This window comes from Micromonospora sp. RTGN7 (assembly GCF_033804645.1).
In the GTDB taxonomy this organism is placed as follows: Bacteria; Actinomycetota; Actinomycetes; order Mycobacteriales; family Micromonosporaceae; genus Micromonospora.
In genome coordinates, this window is sequence record NZ_JAPZLF010000015.1 from 130,708 (window position 1) to 153,675 (window position 22,968).

2 protein-coding genes are annotated in these 22,968 nt (G+C 75.1%); both read left to right on the forward strand.

What is annotated here, in order from left to right; genetic code table 11:
* Positions 1-41: 41 nt before the first annotated feature.
* Complete coding sequence (locus SNR22_RS21605; RefSeq protein ID WP_413775680.1) at positions 42-11,249, forward strand: type I polyketide synthase; 11,208 nt, start codon at positions 42-44, stop codon at positions 11,247-11,249.
* 46 nt (positions 11,250-11,295) lie between these two features.
* A partial coding sequence (locus tag SNR22_RS21610; RefSeq protein WP_320068448.1) for a type I polyketide synthase occupies positions 11,296-22,968 on the forward strand: 11,673 nt, incomplete at its 3' end.

The window sequence follows — 22,968 nt, forward strand, 5'->3', positions numbered from 1 at the left end:
ACGCGTCACGTAACGAGGAAGTGAGACGAACCATGGCGAACGTGCCGACGGAGAACGAGGGGCCGCGACCGACCATGTCGGACGAGGTGCGGCTCCGCGAGTACCTGACGCGCGTCGTCGCCGAGCTCCACCAGACCCGCCAGCGGCTGCGCGAGGTTACCGCCGAGGAGTCCGAGCCGGTGGCCATCGTGGGGATGAGCTGCCGCTACCCCGGTGGCATCAACTCCCCCGAGGAGCTGTGGCGCTTCGTCGCGGCGGGCGGCGACGCCATGGGCGACTTCCCCGCCGACCGCGGCTGGGACCTCGACCGGCTGCACCACCCCGACTCCGACAACCCCGGCACCTCGTACGCCGCCGCCGGCGGGTTCCTCTCCGACGCCGGGCAGTTCGACGCCGCCCTGTTCGGCATCTCGCCCCGCGAGGCGGTGGCGATGGACCCGCAGCAGCGGCTGCTGCTGGAGGTCACCTGGCAACTGTTCGAGCGGGCCGGCCTCGCCCCGCTGTCCCTGCGCGGCAGCCGCACCGGCGTCTTCGTGGGCACCTCCGGCCAGGACTACGCCGCCGTGCTGCACCGCGCGCCCGGTGTGGAGGGCTACGTCCTCACCGGCACCGCCGCCAGCGTGGTCTCCGGCCGGCTCGCCTACACGTTCGGGCTGGAGGGACCGGCGGTCACCGTGGACACCGCCTGCTCGTCGTCCTCCGTCGCCATCCACCTCGCCTGCCAGGCGCTGCGCGAACGCGAGTGTGGCCTGGCACTGGCCGGCGGGGCCACGGTGATGGCCACCCCCGGCCCGTTCGTCGAGTTCTCCCGGCAGCGCGGCCTCGCCGCCGACGGCCGGTGCAAGTCCTTCGCCGCCGCCGCCGACGGCACCGGCTGGGGCGAGGGCGTCGGCATGCTGCTGCTGGAACGGCTCTCCGACGCCCGCCGCAACGGCCACCCGGTGCTCGGGATCATCCGCAGCTCCGCGGTCAACCAGGACGGCGCGAGCAACGGCCTCACCGCCCCCAACGGGCCCGCCCAGCAGCGGGTCATCCGGCAGGCGCTGGCCGGCGCGAAGCTCACCCCCGACATGGTCGACGTCGTCGAGGCGCACGGCACCGGCACCACCCTCGGCGACCCGATCGAGGCGCAGGCGTTGCTGGCCACGTACGGGCAGGACCGGGGCGACGCCGCCCCGCTGCTGCTCGGCTCGGTCAAGTCGAACATCGGCCATACCCAGGCCGCCTCCGGCGTCGCCGGGATCATCAAGATGGTCCTGGCCATGCGGCACGGCGTCGTCCCCGCCACCCTGCACGTCGACGAGCCCACCCCGCACGTCGACTGGGCCGCCGGCGCGGTCACCCTGGTCACCGAGCCGACGCCGTGGCCGGCGGTGGACCGGCCCCGCCGGGCCGCCGTCTCCTCGTTCGGCATGAGCGGCACCAACACCCACCTCGTCCTGGAACAGCCCGAGGAGGCCCCGGCCCCCGCCGAGCGGGCGGAGCCGCCCGCCCCCGCGCCGGTCCTGCTCACCGGGCGCACCCGCAGCGCGCTGCGCCGGCAGGCCGAGCACTGGTCCGGGTACGTCGCCGGCGACGCCGACCTGAGCCCGACCGACGTCGCCTGGACCTCGGTGGTCTCCCGGTCGCCGCTGGACCACCGGGCGGTGGTCTTCGCCGCCGGCCGGGATGAGCTGACGGCCGCGCTCGACGCCGTGGCCGAGGGCCGGCCTGGGCCGGACGTCGTGACCGGCGTGACCGGTGGCGGCGGTGAGGTGGCGTTTGTGTTCCCGGGTCAGGGTTCGCAGTGGGTGGGGATGGCCGCCGAGCTCCTCGACACGGCGCCGGTGTTCGCGGAGCGGTTGGCGGAGTGTGCGGAGGCGTTGCGTCCGCACGTGGACTGGTCGTTGCTGGATGTGGTGCGCGGGGTGCCTGGTGCGGCGTCGCTGGATCGGGTGGACGTCGTGCAGCCGGCCCTGTTCGCGGTCGGGGTGTCCCTGGCGGCGTTGTGGGAGTCGTTTGGGGTGCGGCCGTCGGCGGTGGTGGGTCATTCGCAGGGTGAGATTGCGGCGGCGTGTGTGGCTGGTGCGTTGTCGTTGGGTGATGCGGCGGCGGTGGTGGCGTTGCGGAGTCGGGTGATCGCTGGGATCGCCGGGGGCGGTGGGATGGTTTCGGTGGCGACGACCGCTGAGGAGGCCGCCACGACGATCGCGGGTTGGGGCGGTCGGATTGCTTTGGCTGCGGTGAACGGGCCGACGTCTGTGGTGGTGTCGGGTGATGACGCGGCGTTGGATGAGTTGGTTGCTCATTACGAGTCGTGTGGTGTGCGGGTGCGGCGGGTGCCGGTGGATTACGCGTCGCATTCGGCGCATGTGGAGCCGCTGCGAGAGCGGTTGCTGGAAGCGTTGGCCGAGCTGCGTCCCCGCACCGGTGGAATCCGGTTTTGGTCCACCGTCGATGGTGACTGGTTGGATACGGCCGGCTTGGACGCCGAGTACTGGTATCGGAATCTGCGGCAGACGGTGCGTTTCGACGAGGCGGTGCGGGGTCTGGTTGCTGCCGGCTATTCGACGTTTGTGGAGGTGAGTGCGCATCCGGTGTTGACGATGGCGGTGCAGGAGTCGGTGGAGGTGGCCGTCGCTGATTCGGCCGCCGTGACGGTCACTGGCAGTCTGCGTCGTGGTGAGGGTGGGCTGGCCCGGTTCCATCGCGCGTTGGCTGAGGTTTATGCCGGTGGCACTGTTGTGGACTGGCGGCCGGTCTTCGCCGACCGACCCGGCCGCCTGATCGACCTGCCCACATACCCGTTCGAGCGGCAGCACTACTGGGTGCCGGCCGAGGAGCCCGCCGCCCAGGCCACCGGTGCCGGACTGCTCGACCACCGGTTCTGGGACGCCGTCGAACGCGCCGACCTCGACGCCCTGCGCGCCACCCTCGCCGTCGACGACGCCGAGGCCGTCGAGTCGCTGCGTACCCTGCTGCCCGTCCTCGCCGGCTGGCGACGCCAGCGGCAGGAACACTCCCTCCTCGACGGCTGGCGGTACCGGGCCGACTGGCAGGTCACCGCCGAGCCCGCCGCCGCCCGCCTCGACGGCACCTGGCTGTTGGCCCTGCCCGCCGGGGGAGACGACGACCCGGCGGTGCGCACCGTCCGGGCCGCGCTGACCGACGCCGGTGCCGAGCTGCTGCCGCTGGCCGTCGCGCCCGACGCCGACCGGGCCCGGCTCGCCGCGACCCTGGCCGGCGTCGACCTCGCCGGGGTGGTCTCCCTGCTCGCCTGGGAAGCCCCGGCCGGCGAGGGAGCCGCCCTGCCCGGCCTGACCGCCACCCTCGCCCTAGCACAGGCACTCGGCGACGCCGAGCTCACCGCCCCGCTGTGGCTGCTCACCCGGGGTGCGGTCGCCGCCGCCTCGTACGACCGGCTCGCCGACCCCGGCCAGGCCGCGATCTGGGGCCTCGGCCGGGTCGTCGGCGTCGAGGCCCCCCACCGCTGGGGCGGCCTGGTCGACCTGCCGTCCCGCCTCGACGGCCGCACCGCCGGCCGGCTCGCCGCGATCCTCGCCGGATCGACCGGCGAGGACCAACTCGCGGTACGCGCCCCCGGCGTCTTCGTTCGCCGCCTGGTCCGCGCCCCGATCGGCGACCGTCCCCCGGTGCGGCGCTTCACGCCCACCGGCACCGCGCTGATCACCGGCGGCACCGGCGGCCTCGGCGCCCGCGCCGCCCGCTGGCTCGCCACGGCCGGCGCCGAGCACGTCGTGCTGGTCGGCCGGCGCGGCCCCGATGCCCCCGGCGCCGCCGAGCTGGCCGCCGAGCTGCGCGACCTCGGCACCCGGGTCACCGTCGCCGCCTGCGACATCGCCGACCGGGCCGCCGTCGCCGCACTGCTCGACCGGATCCAGACCGCCGGCCCACCGGTACGCACCGTCGTGCACACCGCCGGCATCGCCCAGACCACCCCGCTCATGGCGGTCACCCCCACCGAGGTGGCCGAGGTGACCGCCGGCAAGGCAGCCGGCGCCGCACACCTGCACGAGCTTCTCGCCGATCAGGAACTCGACGCGTTCGTCGTCTACTCCTCCATCGCCGCCACCTGGGGCAGCGCGGGCCAGGCCGGTTACGCCGCCGGCAACGCGTACCTCGACGCACTCGTGCAGCAGCGCCGCGCCGACGGTCGGGCCGGCACCGCCATCGCCTGGGGCCCGTGGCCCGACGGCGGCATGAACACGGCCGACTCCGCGCAGAAGCTGCGCAACCGGGGCGTGCCCGAGATGGACCCGGCCGTCGCGATGGGCGCCCTGCAACAGGCCCTCGACCACGACGACGTCGCCCTCACCGTCGCCGACGTCGACTGGTCCCGGTTCGCCCCCGCGTACGCCTCCGCCCGGCGCCGGCCGCTGCTCGAGGGCGTACCGGAGGCGAAGGCCGCCCTCGACGGCGACGCGCCGGTCGACGACGGCGAGGACGGCGCCGCCGCGAGCCTGCGCCGCGAGCTGACCGGGCTGACCCCGGCCCGCCGGGAGGAAACCCTCACCGACCTGGTGCGGGAGCTCGCCGCCGGCGTGCTCGGCCACGACGACGCCGCCGCCATCCGGGCCACCACCGCGTTCCGGGACCTCGGCTTCGACTCGCTGACCGCGGTCGAGCTGCGCGCCCGGCTGGTCGCCGCGATCGGGCAGCCGCTGCCCATCACCCTGGTCTTCGACCACCCGACCCCGGTGGTGCTGGCCCGCTTCCTGCTCGCCGGGCTGCTCGGCGACACCGTGGCGGCCGCCGCGACCGTGGCACCCTCCGCCGTGGACGGCGACGAGCCGGTTGCCATCGTGACGATGGCCTGCCGCTTCCCGGGCGGAGTCACCGACCCGGAGCACCTGTGGCGGCTCGTCGCCGACGGCGTGGACACCGTCGGTGAGTTCCCCACCGACCGGGGCTGGGACCTCGACCGGCTCATCGACCCCGACCCGGAGAAGATCGGCACCACGTACACCGACAAGGGTGCCTTCGTCTACGACGCGGCGGACTTCGACCCGGGGTTCTTCGAGATCAGCCCCCGTGAGGCGCTGGCCATGGACCCGCAGCAGCGGCTGGTGCTGGAGGCGTCCTGGGAGGCCATCGAGCGGGCAGGGGTGGTGCCGGGCGCGTTGCGGGGTTCACGAACAGGGGTGTTCGTGGGCACCAACGGTCAGGACTATAGGTCCCTGTTGGTGGTGGCCGGCGACCAGGTCGAGGGGTTCGGCGGCACGGGAAACGCGGCCAGCGTCCTGTCGGGTCGGGTGGCGTACGCGTTGGGGTTGGAGGGACCGGCGGTGTCGGTGGACACGGCGTGTTCGTCGTCGCTCGTCGCGTTGCACCTGGCGGTGCAGGCGCTGCGGCGGGGCGAGTGTGAACTCGCCCTGGCCGGCGGCGCAACGGTGATGGCGACCCCTGGCCTCTTCGTGGAGTTCTCCCGGCAGCGCGGGATGGCCGCCGACGGGCGGGTCAAGGCGTTCGCGGCGGCGGCGGACGGCACCGGCTGGGGCGAGGGCGTTGGCATGCTGCTGTTGGAGCGGCTCTCCGACGCCCGCCGCAACGGCCACACCGTGCTGGCGGTGGTGCGCGGCTCCGCGGTGAACCAGGATGGTGCGTCGAATGGGCTGACCGCTCCGAACGGGCCGTCGCAGCAGCGGGTGATCCGGCAGGCTCTCGCCGACGCGCGGCTTTCCACGGCCGATGTGGATGTGGTGGAGGCGCACGGCACCGGCACCACGCTCGGCGACCCGATCGAGGCGCAGGCGCTGCTCGCCACGTACGGGCAGGACCGGCCCGCCGATCGGCCGCTGCTGCTCGGCTCGATCAAGTCGAACATCGGCCACACCCAGGCCGCCGCAGGCGTCGTCGGTGTGATCAAGATGGTGCTCGCGATGCGGGAGGGGCTGGTCCCGGCGACGTTGCATGTGGACGCCCCGTCCCCGCACATCGACTGGTCCACCGGCGCGGTGGAGTTGGCGACCGAGGCGCGGCCGTGGCCGGCCGTGGACCGGCCCCGCCGGGCGGCGGTGTCGTCGTTCGGCGTCTCCGGCACGAACGCCCACCTGATCGTCGAGCGGCCCGACGACCTGCCCGACGACGCGAAGGCCGCAGACGACGTGCCCCGGGGCCCGGGCCTGGTGGAGTCGGATGTCGCGGTGTGGCCGGTGTCGGCGCGGTCGAGGGCGGCCCTGTCCGGCCAGGCGGCGCGGCTGGCCCGGCACGTACGCGAGCACGGCGACCTCGACCCGGCGGCGGTCGGCTGGTCCCTGGCCACCACCCGGTCGAGGTTCGAGCATCGGGCCGCCGTCATCGGCGCGAGCGCCGAGGAGCTGCTGTCCGGGCTGGACGCCCTGGCGGCCGGCGCTCCGGCGGGCAACGTGGTGACCGGCACGGCCGTCGGCCACGGGCCGGGCGTGGTGTTCGTGTTCCCCGGTCAGGGCGGTCAGTCGGCGCGGCTGGCGGCCGGTCTGGTGGGCCGCTGCCCGGCGTTCGACGCGCGGCTGGCACAGTGCCAGCGGGCGTTCGCGCCGTACCTGGACGTGGACATCGCGTCGGTGCTGACCGGCGCCGACGAGTCCTGGCTGGACCGGGTGGAGATCCTGCAGCCGGTGCTGTTCGCCGTGGGCATGGCGTTGGCGCAGGTGTGGCGGCAGGCCGGGGTGACGCCGCAGGCGATGATCGGTCACTCGCAGGGGGAGATCGCGGCGGCGTGCGCGGCGGGCGTGTTATCGCTGGACGACGCGGCGCGGGCGGTGATCCTGCGGGCCCGCGCCCTGGCCGAGCTCGCCGGCACGGGGGCGATGGCGGCGGTGGACCTGCCGGCCGAGGAGGTCGCGGCGCGGCTGGCCGACCACCCCGAGGTGGTGGTGGGGGTGGTGAACGGGCCGGCGACGGTGGTGATCTCCGGGCCGCCGCCGCGGGTGGCGGCGCTGGTCGAGGCGTTCCGGGCCGAGGGGGTGCGGGCGCGGCCGATCCGGTTCGACTACGCGTCGCACTCCCCGGCGGTGGAGCGGATCCGGGACCGGATGGCGGCCGACCTGGCCGGGCTCGGCCCGCAGCGCGGGCACACCCCGCTGGTGTCCACCCTCACCGGGGACTGGGCCGACCCGACCGCCATGGACGGCGGCTACTGGTACGAGAACCTGCGCAACCCGGTGCGGTTCGACGCGGCCGTGCGGGTGGCGATCGCCGCCGGGCACACCACGTTCGTCGAGGTCTCCGCGCACCCGGTGCTGGCCATGCCGGTCACCGCGATCCTCGACGACACCGGCACCGCCGGGCACGTCCTGGGCAGCCTGCGCCGGGGCGACGACGACCCGACGCGGCTGTTGACCAACCTCGCCACCGCCCACGCGATCGGCCTTCCCGTCGACCTGACGAAGGTCCTCGCCCCGACGCCGGCCGTCGACCTGCCCACGTACGCCTTCGACCGGCGGCGGTACTGGTTGGAGGCTCCCGCCCACCTGGTGCGCGACGTCGGCGCCGCCGGCCTCTCCGACGCCGGGCACCCGCTGCTCAGCGCGGCCGTGCCGGTCGCCGACGACGGGACGGTGGTGCTCACCGGGCGGCTCTCCGTGCGTACCCACCCGTGGCTGGCCGACCACGTCGTCGGCGGGGCGGTGATCGTCCCCGGCACCGCCCTGGCGGACATGGTGATCCGCGCGGGCGACGAGGTCGACGCCGGCCAGGTGGGCGACCTGGCCCTGATCAGCCCGCTCGTGCTGCCGCCCACCGGCGCCGTCCAGGTGCAGGTGCACGTCGGCGCGTCCGGCGAAGCCGGCGAGCGGGGCGTCACGGTGCACTCGCGCGTCGAGGGAAGCGCGGACGCGGAGTGGACCCGGCACGCGGAGGGCCTGCTGCTGCCGGGGCTGCCCGCCGCCGAGGCGGTGGCGGGGGAGTGGCCGCCGGCCGGCGCCGTCGAGGTCGAGGACGACCTCGACGCCTGGTACGCGCGGACGGCCGAGCGCGGCCTCGGCTACGGACCCGCGTTCCGCGGCCTGCGCCGGGTGTGGCGCCGCGACGACGAGGTGTACGCGGAGGTGGCGCTGCCCGAGGCGGTGGCCGCCGAGGCGTCCCGGTTCGGCCTGCACCCGGCCCTGTTCGACGCCGCGTTGCAGGCCACCGGGCCCTCCGGGCTGCTCGGCGACCCGGCCGACGCCGCCGGCACCGGCGGGCTGCCGTTCTCCTTCCGCTCGGTCGCCCTGCACGCCCACGGCGCCACCCGGCTGCGGGTGCGGCTGCGCTCGCTCGGCCAGGACACGGTCGCCGTCACCCTCGCCGACGCGGCCGGTCAGCCGGTCGCCACGGTGGAGTCGCTGACCTTCCGGCCGGTCACCGCCGGCCGGGCCGACGAGGCCGCCGCGCTGCGCCGCAGCGCGCTGTTCCACCTGGACTGGACGCCGGTGGCGACGGGCGACGCGGCGGCCGGGAGCGCGCCGCGCTGGGCGCTGCTCGGCGACGACCCCCTCGGCCTGGCCGACGCGCTGGCCGACGCCGGGCACCCGGTGGCGGGCCACGCCGACCTGGCGGCGCTGGTCGCCGCGCTCGACGGCGGAGGCGACGTACCGGATGTCGTGGTCGCCCTGCGGGCCGGCGCGGACGCGGACCCGGCCACCGTCGGCGCGGACGCGCACGACGCGGCCCGCGACGCCCTGGTGCTGGTGCAGGGGTGGCTCGCCGAGCCACGACTGGAGGAGACCCGGCTGGTCCTGCACACCCGGGGCGCGGTAGCCGCCGCACCCGGCGAGGCCCCCCGCGACCTCGCCCGCGCCGCCCTGTGGGGGCTGGTCCGCTCGGCGCAGTCCGAGCACCCCGGCCGGTTCACGCTGCTCGACACCGACGCCGCCGCCTCCTCGCTCGCCGCGGTCGCGGCCGCGGTCGGCACCGGCGAACCGCAGCTCGCGGTCCGCGACGGCGCCGTGGCGGTGCTGCGGCTGGTCCGGGCGCGGGACGCCGGGGTGCTGTCGCCGCCCGACGGCGAGGCGCCGTGGCGGCTCGACGTCACCGAGAAGGGCACGCTGGAGAACCTGGCCCTGCTCCCCGTCCCCGTCGCCGAGGACGAGGTGCCGGCGGGCCACGTGGTGGTCGGGATGCGCGCCTCCGGGCTCAACTTCCGCGACGTGGTGCTGGCCCTCGGCATGGTCGGAGACCAGGAGGTGCTGGGCAGCGAGGGCGCCGGCGTGGTGCTCCAGGTCGGCCCGGGCGTCACCGACCTCGTGCCCGGCGACCGGGTGATGGGCATCATCGCCGGCTCGTTCTCCCCCGTGGCCGTCACCGACCACCGGATGCTCACCCGCATCCCCGACGGCTGGTCGTACGCCGACGCGGCGGCCGTGCCGGTGGTCTTCCTGACCGCCTGGTACGGGCTGGTCGAGCTGGGCGGGCTCGGTGCCGGGGAGTCGGTGCTGGTGCACTCGGCCGCCGGCGGTGTCGGGATGGCCGCCGTGCAGATCGCCCGTCACCTCGGCGCGGAGGTCTACGGCACGGCCAGCCCCGGCAAGTGGCCGGCGCTGCGTGCCACCGGTTTCGACGACGCGCACATCGCCTCCTCGCGCACCCTCGACTTCGTCGACACGTTCCACGAGCACACCGGCGGGCGCGGCGTGGACGTGGTGCTCAACGCGCTCAGCGGCGAGTTCGTGGACGCGTCGCTGCGGCTGCTCTCCCCGGCCGGCCGGTTCGTCGAGATGGGCAAGACGGACAAGCGGGACCCGCGGCGGGTCGCGGCCGAGCACCCCGGCGTGAGTTACCAGGTCTTCGACCTCATGGTGGCCGGCCCGGACACGATCGCGCGGATGCTGACCGAGCTGATGGCGCTCTTCGCCGGCGGTGCGCTGCGGCCGCTGCCCCGGCGCACCTGGGACGTGCGGCGCGCCCCCGAGGCGTTCCGCTTCCTCAGCCAGGCCCGACACGTGGGCAAGCTGACCCTGAGCATCCCGCGGGTGCCGCGGCTCGACGGCACGGTGCTGGTCTCCGGCGCCACCGGGACCCTCGGCGGGCTGCTCTGCCGGCACCTGGTCACCGCGCACGGGGCCCGGCACCTGCTGCTGGTCAGCCGGCGCGGCCCGGACGCCGCGGGCGCGGACGAGCTGCTGGCCGACCTCAAGGCGCTCGGCGCGGAGGTGTCGATCGTCGCCGCCGACCTGGCCGACCCGGACGCCGTCACCGACGTGCTGTCCATGGTGGACGCCCGACACCCGCTGCGCGCCGTCGTGCACGCCGCCGGTGTCGTCGACGACGCCACCGTCGAGTCGATGACACCGGACCGCCTCTCCGCCGTGCTGCGGCCGAAGGTCGACGCCGCCTGGAACCTGCACCGGGCCACGCTCGAGCGCGAGCTGACCGCGTTCGTGCTCTACTCCGCCGCCGCCGGCGTCTTCGGCGGGCCGGGCCAGAGCAACTACGCCGCCGGCAACGCGTTCCTCGACGCCCTCGCCGAACACCGGCGGGCCCTCGGCCTGCCGGCGGTCTCCCTGGTCTGGGGCCTGTGGGGGCAGGCCAGCGGCATCACCGGGCACCTCGACGCCGTCGACCTGCGGCGGCTGGAGCGCAGCGGACTGGTGGCCCTGACCAACGACGAGGCCCTTACCCTCTTCGACGCGGCCTGGCGGTCGGAGCGGGCCGTGCTGATGCCCGCGAAGATCAACACGGCGGTGGCGGCGTCCGGCGCGCCCGGCCACCCGTTGCTGGCGGCCCTGGTCCGGCCCGCCGGACGCCGGGCCGTCGCCGCCGAGACCGCCGGCGGGCAGGCGTTCGTCGACACCCTGCGCGGCCTGCCGGCGGAGAAGCGGGAACGCGCCCTGCGCGACCTGGTGCTGGCGCACGTCGCCGTGGTCCTCGGCCGCGGCGACTCGGCCGACATCGAACCGACCAGGGCGTTCCGGGAACTCGGCTTCGACTCGCTCACCGGCGTCGAGCTGCGCAACCGGGTCGGAGCGGCCACCGGGCTGCGGCTGCCGGCGACCCTCGTCTTCGACCACCCGACGCCGGCGGCGCTCGCCGCGTACCTGGCGACGCAGTTCACTTCGGCCGACCCGGCGGCGGCCGACCCGTCGACGGGGCCCGGACGGGAACTCGACCGGCTGGAGGCGGCGCTCGACCGCCTCGACCCGGCCGACGACGAGTTCCGCCGGATCACCGACCGGCTGCACGGCCTGCTCGACCGGCTGGCCGACCGGCGGCCCGACGGCGACGACGACCTGGACTCGGCCACCGCCGAGAACATCTTCGACCTGATCGACCGTGAGCTGGAGACGTCGTGACCGCCAGCCGCAACGACATCGGCATGCCGAGTGAGGTGGGTCCACGGTGAGCAACGAGGACGAGAAGTACGTCGAGTACCTCAAGCGTACGACCTCGGAGCTGCGGCGCACCCGACGTCGGCTGCGTGAGCTGGAGGCCCGGGACACCGAGCCCGTCGCCATCGTCGCGATGAGCTGCCGGTACCCGGGCGGGGTCGACTCGCCCGAGTCGCTGTGGCAGCTCGTCCGCGACGGCGGCGACGGCATCGGCCCGTTCCCCGCCGACCGAGGCTGGGACCTCGACCGGCTGTTCCACCCGGACCCCGACCACCAGGGCACCAGCTACGTCTCCGAGGGCGGTTTCGTCTACGACGCCGGGGACTTCGACGCCGACCTGTTCGGCATCAGCCCCCGCGAGGCCCTGGCGATGGACCCGCAGCAGCGGCTGCTGCTGGAGACGTCCTGGGAGGCCTTCGAGCGGGCCGGGCTGCCGCTGCAGGCGGTGCGTGGCAGTCGTACCGGGGTCTTCGTCGGGGCGGCCGGGCACGGCTACGAGGCGGTGATCGCGCAGGCCACGGGCGAGAACGGCGAGGGGCACCTGCTCACCGGCAACGCCACCAGCGTCATCTCCGGGCGGGTCGCGTACACCCTCGGCCTGGAGGGTCCGGCCGTCACCGTCGACACCGCCTGCTCCTCCTCGCTGGTGGCGCTCCACCTGGCCGCCCAGGCCCTGCGCAACGGCGACTGTGAGCTGGCCCTCGCCGGCGGCGTGACGGTCATGCCCACCCCGACGGTCTTCGTCGGCTTCAGCCGGCAGCGCGGCCTCGCCCCCGACGGCCGGTGCAAGGCGTTCTCCGCCGACGCGGACGGCACCTCCTGGTCGGAGGGCGCCGGCGTGCTGCTGCTCGCCCGCCTCTCCGACGCCCGACGCCACGGGTACCCCGTCCTCGCCGTGCTCCGCGGCAGCGCCGTCAACCAGGACGGCGCGTCCAACGGGCTGAGCGCCCCGCACGGCCCCTCCCAGGTACGGGTCGTCCGGCAGGCCCTCGACAACGCCCGGCTCGCCCCCGCCGACGTCGACGTCGTGGAGGCGCACGCCACCGGCACCCGGCTCGGCGACCCGATCGAGGCGCAGGCCCTGCTCGCCACGTACGGGCAGGACCGGGGCGAGGGTGCCCCGCTGCTGCTGGGCTCCGTCAAGTCCAACATCGGCCACACCCAGGCAGCCGCCGGCGTCGCCGGGGTGATCAAGATGGTGCTGGCCATCCAGCACGGCACCGTCCCGCCCACCCTGCACGTGGCCGCGCCGTCCCCGCACGTCGACTGGGCCGCCGGGGCGGTCGCGCTGGCCACCGAGGCGACCCCGTGGCCGGCCGTGGACCGGCCGCGCCGGGCGGCGGTGTCGTCGTTCGGGGTCTCCGGCACCAACGCGCACGCCATCATCGAGCAGGCCCCGGCGGCGGAGCCCGCCTCCGACGAGCCGCCGACGGTCGGCCGTCCCGTCGTCCCGGTGCTGCTCTCCGCCCGCTCCGCCGCCGCCCTCGCCACCCAGGCCGGCCGCTGGGCCGCCTGGCTGGCTGACGCTGACGCTGACGCCGACGCTGACGCCGACGCTGACGCTGACGCTGACGCCGACGCCGACGCCCGTCCGCTCGACGTCGCGTACTCCTCGGTGGTCTCCCGGTCCGTGCTCGACCACCACGCGGTGGTCGCCGCCGCCGGCCACGACGACCTGCTGGCCGGGCTACGCGCCCTGGCCGCCGGCACGCCGGCCGGCAACGTCTCCGCCGGTACGGGTTCCGGGCGCGGCCAAGTCGCCGTGCTCTTCTCCGGCCAGGGCGCGCAGCGCGCCGGCATGGGGCGTGAGCTGTACGCGACGTTCGGCGTCTTCGCCGCCGCGCTGGACGAGGTGTGCGCCCACCTGGACCGGGCGCTGCCACGGCCGTTGAAGGCGGTGCTGTTCGCCGAGGCGGGCACCCCCGAGGCGGAGTTGCTGGACCAGACCGTGTTCACCCAGGCCGGGCTCTTCGCCGTCGAGGTGGCGCTGTTCCGCCTCGTGGAGTCGTTCGGCGTGGTGCCGGACCTCGTGGGCGGGCACTCGATCGGTGAGATCACCGCCGCGTACGTCGCCGGGGTGCTCACCCTGGAGCACGCCTGCGCCCTCGTCGCGGCGCGGGGCCGGCTGATGCAGGCCCTGCCGGCCGGCGGCGGGATGCTCGCCGTCGCCGCTCCCGAGGCCGACGTGCTCGCCTCCCTCGACGGACCGGTCTCCCTCGACGTGCCGGTCTCCCTCGACGCTCTGGCCGACCGGGTGGGCGTCGCCGCCGTCAACGGCCCCGCCTCCGTCGTGCTCTCCGGCGCGGCCGAGGCCCTCGACGAGATCGAGCGGGCCTGGCGGAACCGGGGCGTCCGTACCCGTCGGCTGACGGTCAGCCACGCCTTCCACAGTCCGCTGATGGAGCCGATGCTGGCCACCTTCCGGGCGGTCCTGCGCAAGTTGACCTTCTCCGAGCCGACGCTGCCCGTCGTGTCGAACCTGACCGGCGCCCTGGCGGATGCCGACGAGCTGCGCAGCCCCGACTACTGGGTGCGGCACGTGCGCGAGACCGTCCGGTACGCCGACGGGGTGGCTGCCCTGCGCGCGGCCGGGGCGGGCGTGTTCCTGGAGCTGGGCCCGCAGAGCGTGCTCACCGCGCTGGCGGCCGACATCCTGCCCGGCGACACCGGCGTGCTCTCCGTCGCCGCCCAGCGCAAGGACCGGCCCGAGGCCTCCGCCCTGCTGGCGGCCCTGGCCGAGCTGCACGTCCACGGCGTCCCGGTCACCTGGCGGCCGTGGTTCGACGGCACCGGCGCGCGCCGGGTCGACCTGCCCACGTACGCCTTCCAGCACGCGCGCTACTGGCCGGAGTTCTCCGGCGTCACCGCCCCGGCGGGCGAGGGCGTCGACGGCGCCGAGGGCGACTTCTGGGCCGCCGTCGAACGTGGAGACCTGCCCGCCGTGGCGTCCCACCTGGCCGTGCAGGACGACCCGGACGCCGTGGCGGCCCTCGCCCCGGCCGTCCCGGTGCTCTCCTCGTGGCGCCGCCTCCGCCAGCGCGACGCCACCCTCAACGCCTGGCAGTACCGCATAACCTGGACCCCGATCCACCCCACCCCCACCCCCACCCCCACCCTTACCCCCACCCCCACCCCCACCCCCCGCTGGCTCGTAGTAACCCCCACCCACCCCGCCGATCTTGCACTTTCGGCCCCCGATACGGGTGCTATGTGGCTTTCGCCGGGGCCGCAACTGCAAGATCGCGGGGAGTGGGGTGGGGTTGTCGACGTGTTGGGGCGGGGTGGGGGTGGGGTTGACGTTCTTGCTGTGGCGGCGGGGGGTGGGCGCGAGCGGGTCAGTGCGGTGCTGCGGGAGCGGGGGGAGGCGGGGTGGGGCGGGGTGGTGTGCCTGGTGCCCGAGCGGGACTTGCCGTTGGCCGGGGCGCCCGGCGTGCCCGCCGGGACGGCGCTGCTGCTCACCCTCGTCCAGGCCCTCGCCGACGCAGGCCTGCCCGGCCGGCTGTGGTGCCTCACCCGGGGCGCCGTGTCCGTCGGCGGCGGCGAGCCGGTCACCGAGCCGTTCGCCGCCGCTGCCTGGGGCCTCGGCCGGGTTGTCGCCCTCGAACAGCCGGACCGCTGGGGCGGACTGGTCGACCTGCCCGCCGGCCGCCTCGACCGGGCCGCCGGGGACGCGCTGCTCGCCGTCCTCACCGACGGCGGCCACGACCAGGTGGCGATCCGCCCGCAGGGCGTGCTCGAGCGGCGACTCGTCCCCGCCGCCCCGACCGCCCCGACCGCCGGGACGGCCTGGCGGCCCACCGGCACCGTGCTCGTCACCGGCGGCACCGGTGCGCTGGGCCGGCACACCGCCCGGTGGCTGCTCGCCAACGGCGCCGCCGAGGTGGTGCTCGCCTCCCGGCGTGGCCCGGACGCCCCGGGCGCGAACGAGCTGCTCGACGAGCTGACCGGGATCGGCGCTGCGCGGGTGGTGGCCTGCGACGTCACCGACGCCGTCGCCGTCGGTGCCCTCGTCGCCGACCTGCCCGCGCTGACCGCCGTCGTGCACACCGCCGGGGTGGTCGACGACGGTATTCTCGACGGCCTCGACCTTGCCCGGATGCAGGCCGTCCTCGACGGCAAGGTCCGCGCCGTGCGGGTGCTGCACGAGGCCACCGTCGACCGTGGCCTCGACGCGTTCGTGCTCTTCTCCTCCCTCGCCGGCGTCGTGGGCAGCGCCGGGCAGGGCAACTACGCGGCCGCCAACGCGTACCTCGACGCGTTCGCGGCGTGGCGGCGCGCCCAGGGGCTGCCCGCCACCGCCATCGGCTGGGGTGCCTGGGCCTCCGACGGCATGGCGGCGGCCACCACCGCGCTGACCGCCCGGCTGACCCGGGGCGGGCTCACCCCGCTGCCCCCCGCCGAGGCCGTCGCCGCGCTCGGCCGGGTGGTCAACACCGCCGAGCCGGCGGTCACCGTCGCCGACGTGGACTGGGGCCGCCTCGCCGCGGCCTGGGGCCGGCCGACCCCGCTGATCGCCGCCCTGACCGGGGTGCCCGCCGCACCAGCCGGCACCGTCCGCGCCGTCGTCGTCGGCCGTTCCCTGCCGCAGCTCACCGACGTCGTCCGCACCCAGGCCGCCGCCGTGCTCGGCTACCCGGCCGGGCAGGCGCTGCCCGAACGGACGTTCCGCGACCTCGGCTTCGACTCGCTCACCGCCGTCGAACTGCGCAACCGGCTGGCCGTCGAGACGGGCATGACGCTGCCCGCCACCCTCGTCTTCGATTACCCCACCGTCGCCGAGCTGGCTGACCACCTGCACGGCCTGGCCGCCGGACACACCCCCGGCGAGGTTGTCGCCGAGGGCGCCGGCCGGCACGGAGAGCCCATCGCCATCGTGGCCATGAGCTGCCGCTTCCCCGGCGGCGTGTCCTCGCCCGAGCAGCTGTGGGACCTCGTGGCCGCCGGCACCGACGCGATGACCCCGATGCCCGGTGAACGCGGCTGGAACGTCGCCGAGCTGTACCACCCCGACCCCGAGCACCTCGGCACCAGCTACGTCTCCGAGGGCGGCTTCCTCGCCGGGGCCGGCGAGTTCGACCCCGCGTTCTTCGGCATCAGCCCCCGCGAGGCGGTGGCCATGGACCCGCAGCAGCGGCTGCTGCTGGAGACCACCTATGAGGCGTTCGAGCGGGCCCGCATCGACCCGACCGCGCTGCGCGGCAGCCGCACCGGCGTGTACGTCGGTACGAACGGGCAGGACTACGGCTCGCTGCTGATGGGGGCCGGGGACGTTGACGAGAACTACCTCGCCACCGGCGTCTCCGCCAGCGTCATCTCCGGCCGGCTCGCCTACACCTTCGGGCTGCACGGCCCCGCCGTCACCGTCGACACGGCCTGCTCGTCATCCCTGGTCGCGCTCCACCTCGCCGCCCAGGCCCTACAGGCGGGGGAGTGCGACCTCGCCCTCGCCGGCGGCGTCACCGTGATGGCCACCCCCGGCATCTTCGTCGGCTTCTCCCGCCAGCGCGGCCTCGCCGCCGACGGCCGGTGCAAGCCGTTCGCCGCCGCCGCCGACGGCACCGGCTGGGGCGAGGGCGTCGGCCTGCTGGTGCTCCAGCGGCTCGCCGACGCCCGCCGAGACGGCAACCCCGTCCTCGCGGTAGTGCGGGGCAGTGCTGTCAACCAGGACGGCGCGAGCAACGGGCTCACCGCCCCCAACGGGCCCGCCCAGCAGCGGGTCATCCGGCAGGCCCTCGCCAACGCCCGGCTCACCGCCGACCAGGTCGACGTCGTCGAGGCGCACGGCACCGGCACCACCCTCGGCGACCCGATCGAGGCGCAGGCCCTCATCGCCACGTACGGGCAGGACCGCCCCGCCGACCGGCCGCTCTGGCTAGGCTCGATCAAGTCGAACATCGGCCACACCCAGGCCGCCGCCGGCGTCGCCGGGATCATCAAGATGGTCCTGGCCATGCGGCACGGGGTGCTGCCGCCCACCCTGCACGTCGACGAGCCCACCTCGCACGTCGACTGGTCCGCCGGCAGCGTCGCGCTGCTGACCGAGGCCCGTCCCTGGGAACCGATCGACGGGGTGCGCCGCGCCGGGGTGTCCTCGTTCGGCATCAGCGGCACCAACGTGCACACCATCCTCGAACAGGCTCCCGAGGAGGAGCCCGCCCCGGCCGCCGACGGGCCGACCGGGGAGCTGCCCTGGGTGCTCTCCGGGCGTACCGCCGCCGCCCTCGCCGCCCGTGCCCGCGACCTGCGCGACCACCTCGACCTCGTCGAGGACGCCGCCCTCGGCGACGTCGGCTGGTCGCTGGTCGCCACCCGCGCCCCCCTCGACCACCGGGCGGTGGTCTTCGCCGCCGGTCGGGATGATCTGACGGCCGCGCTTGATGGGCTCACCGAGGGGCGGACCGGCTCCGAGGTGGTCTCCGGTGTCGCCGGCAGCCCCGGTGAGGTGGCGTTTGTGTTTCCGGGTCAGGGTTCGCAGTGGGTGGGGATGGCCGCCGAGCTCCTCGACACGGCGCCGGTGTTCGCGGAGCGGTTGGCGGAGTGTGCGGAGGCGTTGCGTCCGTTTGTGGATTGGTCGTTGCTGGATGTGGTGCGCGGGGTGCCTGGTGCGGCGTCGCTGGATCGGGTGGATGTGGTGCAGCCGGCCCTGTTCGCGGTGGGGGTGTCTCTGGCGGCGTTGTGGGAGTCGTTTGGGGTGCGGCCGTCGGCGGTGGTGGGTCATTCGCAGGGTGAGATTGCGGCGGCGTGTGTGGCTGGTGCGTTGTCGTTGGGTGATGCGGCGGCGGTGGTGGCGTTGCGGAGTCGGGTGATCGCTGGGATCGCTGGGGGTGGGGGGATGGTTTCGGTGGCGACGGCCGCTGAGGAGGCCGCCACGACGATCGCGGGTTGGGGCGGTCGGATTGCTTTGGCTGCGGTGAACGGGCCGACGTCTGTTGTGGTGTCGGGTGATGACGCGGCGTTGGATGAGTTGGTTGCTCATTACGAGTCGTGTGGTGTGCGGGTGCGTCGCGTTCCGGTGGATTACGCGTCGCATTCGGCGCATGTGGAGCCGCTGCGAGAGCGGTTGCTGGAAACGTTGGCCGAGCTGCGTCCCCGCACCGGTGGAATCCGGTTCTGGTCCACGGTTGATGGTGGCTGGTTGGACACGGCTGGTTTGGACGGCGGGTATTGGTATCGGAATTTGCGGCAGACGGTGCGGTTTGAGGAGGCGGTGCGGGGTCTGGTTGCTGCTGGTTGTTCGACGTTTGTGGAGGTGAGTGCGCATCCGGTGTTGACGATGGCGGTGCAGGAGTCGGTGGAGGTGGCCGTCGTTGATTCGGCGGGGGTGACGGTTACTGGCAGTCTGCGTCGTGGGGAGGGTGGTCTGGCCCGGTTCCACCGTGCGTTGGCGGAGGTTTATGCCGGTGGCACTGCGGTGGACTGGCGGCCTGCCTTCGGCGACCGACCCGGCCGCCTGATCGACCTGCCCACGTACCCCTTCCAGCGGCAGCACTACTGGCCGCAGTCGGCCGCCGCCGCGCCCGCACCGGCCGCCGGAGCGGTCGTCGAGGACGAGGTCGACGCCCGGTTCTGGGCCGCCGTCGAGGCGGAGGACCTGAGCGCGGTCACCGCCGAACTCGCCGAGGCCACCGGCACCGTGCCCGAGGCCGCCGTCGCGGACGTGCTGCCCGCGCTCGCCGCCTGGCGGCGCCGCCACCGCGACCAGGCCACCATCGACTCCTGGCGGTACCGGGACGCCTGGCTGCCCGTCGCCGACGGCGGGGAGCCCACCCTCGCCGGCACCTGGTGGCTCGTCACCGGCCCCGACGAGACCGCCGAACAGGCCGCGTTCTGCCGCGACGCCCTCGAACGGCGCGGCGGCACCGTCGTACCGCTGGCCCTGGACGGCGAGCGGACGGAGCGCGGCGCCCTCGCGGCCCGGGCCCGCGACCTCGCCGGGGCGGGCCCCGTCGCCGGGATCGTGTCGCTGCTCGCGCTCGACGAGACGCCGAGCCCCACGCACGCCTCGGTGCCCGTCGGCTTCGCCGGCACCGTCACCCTGACCCAGGCGCTCGGCGACGCCGGCGTCCGCGCGCCCCTGTGGTGCCTCACCCGCGGTGCCGTCCCCGCCGTCGGAGGCGACCCGCTGCCTCACCCGCTGCAGCAGCTCGCCTGGGGCTTCGGCCGGGTCGCCGCCCTCGAACACCCCGACCGCTGGGGCGGCCTCGTCGACCTGCCCGACGACCTCGACGACGCCGCCGGCCGGCGGCTCGTCCGCGTCCTCGCCGGCACCGACGGGGAGGACCAGGTGGCGCTGCGCCGGGCCGGCGCGTTCGCCCGCCGGCTGCTACGGGCCCCCCTCGGCGACGCCCCCGCCACCCGCACCTGGCGGCCCACCGGCACCGCCCTGGTCACCGGCGGCACCGGCGCGCTCGGCGGGCACATGGCCCGCTGGCTCGCCGCCAACGGCGCGTCCCACCTGGTGCTGCTCAGCCGCCGCGGCCGGCAGGCCGAGGGGATCGCCGAGCTGGAGGCCGAGCTGGTCGGCCTCGGTGCCCGGGTCACCATCGCCGCCTGCGACGCCGCCGACCGCGCCGCGCTCGCCGCCGTCATCGACGCCGTGCCGGCCGAGTACCCGCTGACCACCGTCGTGCACACCGCCGCCGTGCTCGACGACGCCGTGATCAGCTCGCTCACCCTCGACCAGATCGACTACGCACTGCACGCCAAGGTCACCGCCGCGATCAACCTGCACGAGCTGACCCGCGACCGGGACCTCGACGCGTTCATCCTGTTCTCCTCGATGGCCGGCACCGTCGGTAGCTCCGGCGTCGGCAACTACGCCCCCGGCAACGCCTTCCTCAACGCCCTCGCCGAGCACCGGCGCGGCCTCGGCCTCCCCGCCACCTCCATCGGCTGGGGTGCCTGGGGCGGCGGCGGCATGGCCGAGGGGGGCTTCGGCCAAATGTTGCACCGGCATGGCGCCCCGGAGATGCACCCGAGGCTCGCCGTCGCCGCGCTGCACCAGGCCGTCGAGCACGACGAGACGTTCCTGACCGTCTCCCATATCGCCTGGGACCGGTTCTACGTCGCGTTCACCGCCACCCGGCCCGGCCCGCTGATCGCCGAGATCCCCGAGGCGCAGCAGCTCGCGGCCATCAAGGGCAGCCCCGAGGCGGGGGAGGCCGACCCGGCCGGCCCCGGCGCGACGTTCGCCCGGATGGGTGCCGCCGAGCGCCGGCAGGCGCTGCTCGACCTCATTCGCGACCAGGCGGCCACCGTCCTCAAGTACGCCGACGGCCAGGCCGTCGACCCGAACCACGCGTTCCGGGACCTCGGCTTCGACTCGGTGACCGCCGTCGAGCTGCGCAACCGGCTCGCCACCGCGACCGGGCTGCGGCTGCCGGTGACCCTCGTCTTCGACTACCCGACACCGACCGGGCTCGCCCGGCACCTGCACGAGGAGCTGGGGGGTGAGGCCGAGGCAGCCGTCGCCGCCGCACCCGTGGCGCTGACCGACGACGAGCCCGTCGCCATCGTCGCCATGTCCTGCCGGTTCCCCGGCGGCTCGACCGACCCGGAGCGGTTCTGGCAGCTACTGCGCGATGGCCGGGACGCCGTCTCCGAGCTGCCCGGGGACCGGGGGTGGGACGTCGACCGGCTGTACGACCCCGACCCCTATTCCAGCGGCACCTCCTACGTCCGCAGCGGCGCCTTCCTGTACGACGTCGCGGACTTCGATCCGGCGTTCTTCGGGATCAGCCCGCGTGAGGCGCTGGCCATGGACCCGCAACAGCGGCTGGTGCTGGAGACGTCGTGGGAGGCCATCGAGCGGGCAGGGGTGGTGCCGGGCGCGTTGCGGGGTTCACGAACAGGGGTGTTCGTGGGCACGAATGGTCAGGACTATGGGGCCCTGTTGGTGGCGTCCGGTGACGAGGCCGAGGGGTTCGGGGCGACCGGGAACGCGGCGAGTGTGCTGTCGGGTCGGGTGGCGTACGCGTTGGGGTTGGAGGGGCTGGCGGTGTCGGTGGACACGGCGTGTTCGTCGTCGCTCGTGGCGTTGCACCTGGCGGTGCAGGCGCTGCGGCGGGGCGAGTGCGAGGTCGCCCTGGCCGGCGGCGTGACGGTGATGGCGACGCCGGGTCTGTTCGTGGAGTTCTCCCGGCAGCGCGGCCTCGCCGCCGATGGTCTTTGTAAGGCGTTCGCCGCCGCCGCCGATGGCACCGGCTGGGGTGAGGGTGTCGGCATGCTGCTGTTGGAGCGGCTCTCCGACGCTCGCCGTAACGGCCACACGGTGCTGGCGGTGGTGCGTGGCTCCGCGGTGAATCAGGATGGTGCGTCGAATGGGCTGACCGCTCCGAACGGGCCGTCGCAGCAGCGGGTGATCCGGCAGGCTCTCGCCGATGCGCGGCTTTCCACGGCCGATGTGGATGTGGTGGAGGCGCATGGCACCGGCACCACGCTCGGCGACCCGATCGAGGCGCAGGCGCTGCTGGCCACGTACGGGCAGGACCGGGACCGGCCGTTGCTGTTGGGCTCGGTGAAGTCGAACATCGGGCACACCCAGGCTGCGGCCGGCGTGGCGGGTGTGATCAAGATGGTGCTCGCGATGCGGGAGGGGCTGGTCCCGGCGACGTTGCATGTGGACGCCCCGTCCCCGCACATCGACTGGTCCACCGGCGCGGTGGAGTTGGCGACCGAGGCGCGGCCGTGGCCGGCGGCGGACCGGCCCCGCCGGGCGGCGGTGTCGTCGTTCGGCATTTCGGGCACGAACGCGCACGTCATCCTCGAGCAGGCCGACGAGACCGGCGTCGGCGAGGCGGCGGGGGAGCCCGCCCCAGGCCTGTTGACGTCGGACGTGGTGGTGTGGCCGGTGTCGGCGCGGTCGAAGGGGGCCCTGGCGGGGCAGGCGGCGCGGCTGGCCCGGCACGTACGCGAGCACGGCGACCTCGACCCGGCGGCGGTCGGCTGGTCCCTGGCGGCGACCCGGTCGGTGTTCGACCAGCGGGCTGCCGTGGTCGGCGCGGGCGTCGGGGAGTTGCTGGCGGGCCTGGACGCCCTGGCCGCCGGGACTCCGGCGGGAAGCCTGGTGTCGGGCGTGGCCGCGTCGCATGGTCCCGGCGCGGTGTTCGTTTTCCCGGGTCAGGGTGCGCAGTCGGCGCGGATGGCGTCGGGCCTGGTCGGCCGGACCCCGGTGTTCGACGGGCGGCTTGCGGAGTGCGGGCGGGCGTTGGCTCCGTATTTGGATGTGGATTTGGTGTCGGTGTTGACCGGCGCGGATGAGTCGTGGTTGGACCGGGTGGAGGTGGTGCAGCCGGTGTTGTGGGCCGTGGGTATTGCTCTGGCGGCGGTGTGGGAGCACGCGGGGGTGGTCCCGCAGGCGGTGATCGGTCACTCGCAGGGCGAGATCGGTGCGGCGTGTGTGGCCGGGATCCTCACCCTGGAGGATGCGGCGAAGGCGGTGGCGTTGCGTTCGCGGGCGTTGGTGGTGTTGCGGGGTACGGGGGCGATGGCGTCGGTGGATCTGTCGGCCGAGGCGGTGGCTGAGCGGTTGGCTGGTTTCCCCGGGGTGGGGGTGGCGGCGGTGAATGGTCCGGGCACGGTGGTGGTGTCGGGTCCGCCGCAGCCGGTGGCGGATCTGGTGCAGGCGTGTCAGGCCGAGGACGTGCGGGCGCGGTTGATTCCGGTGGATTATGCGTCGCATTCG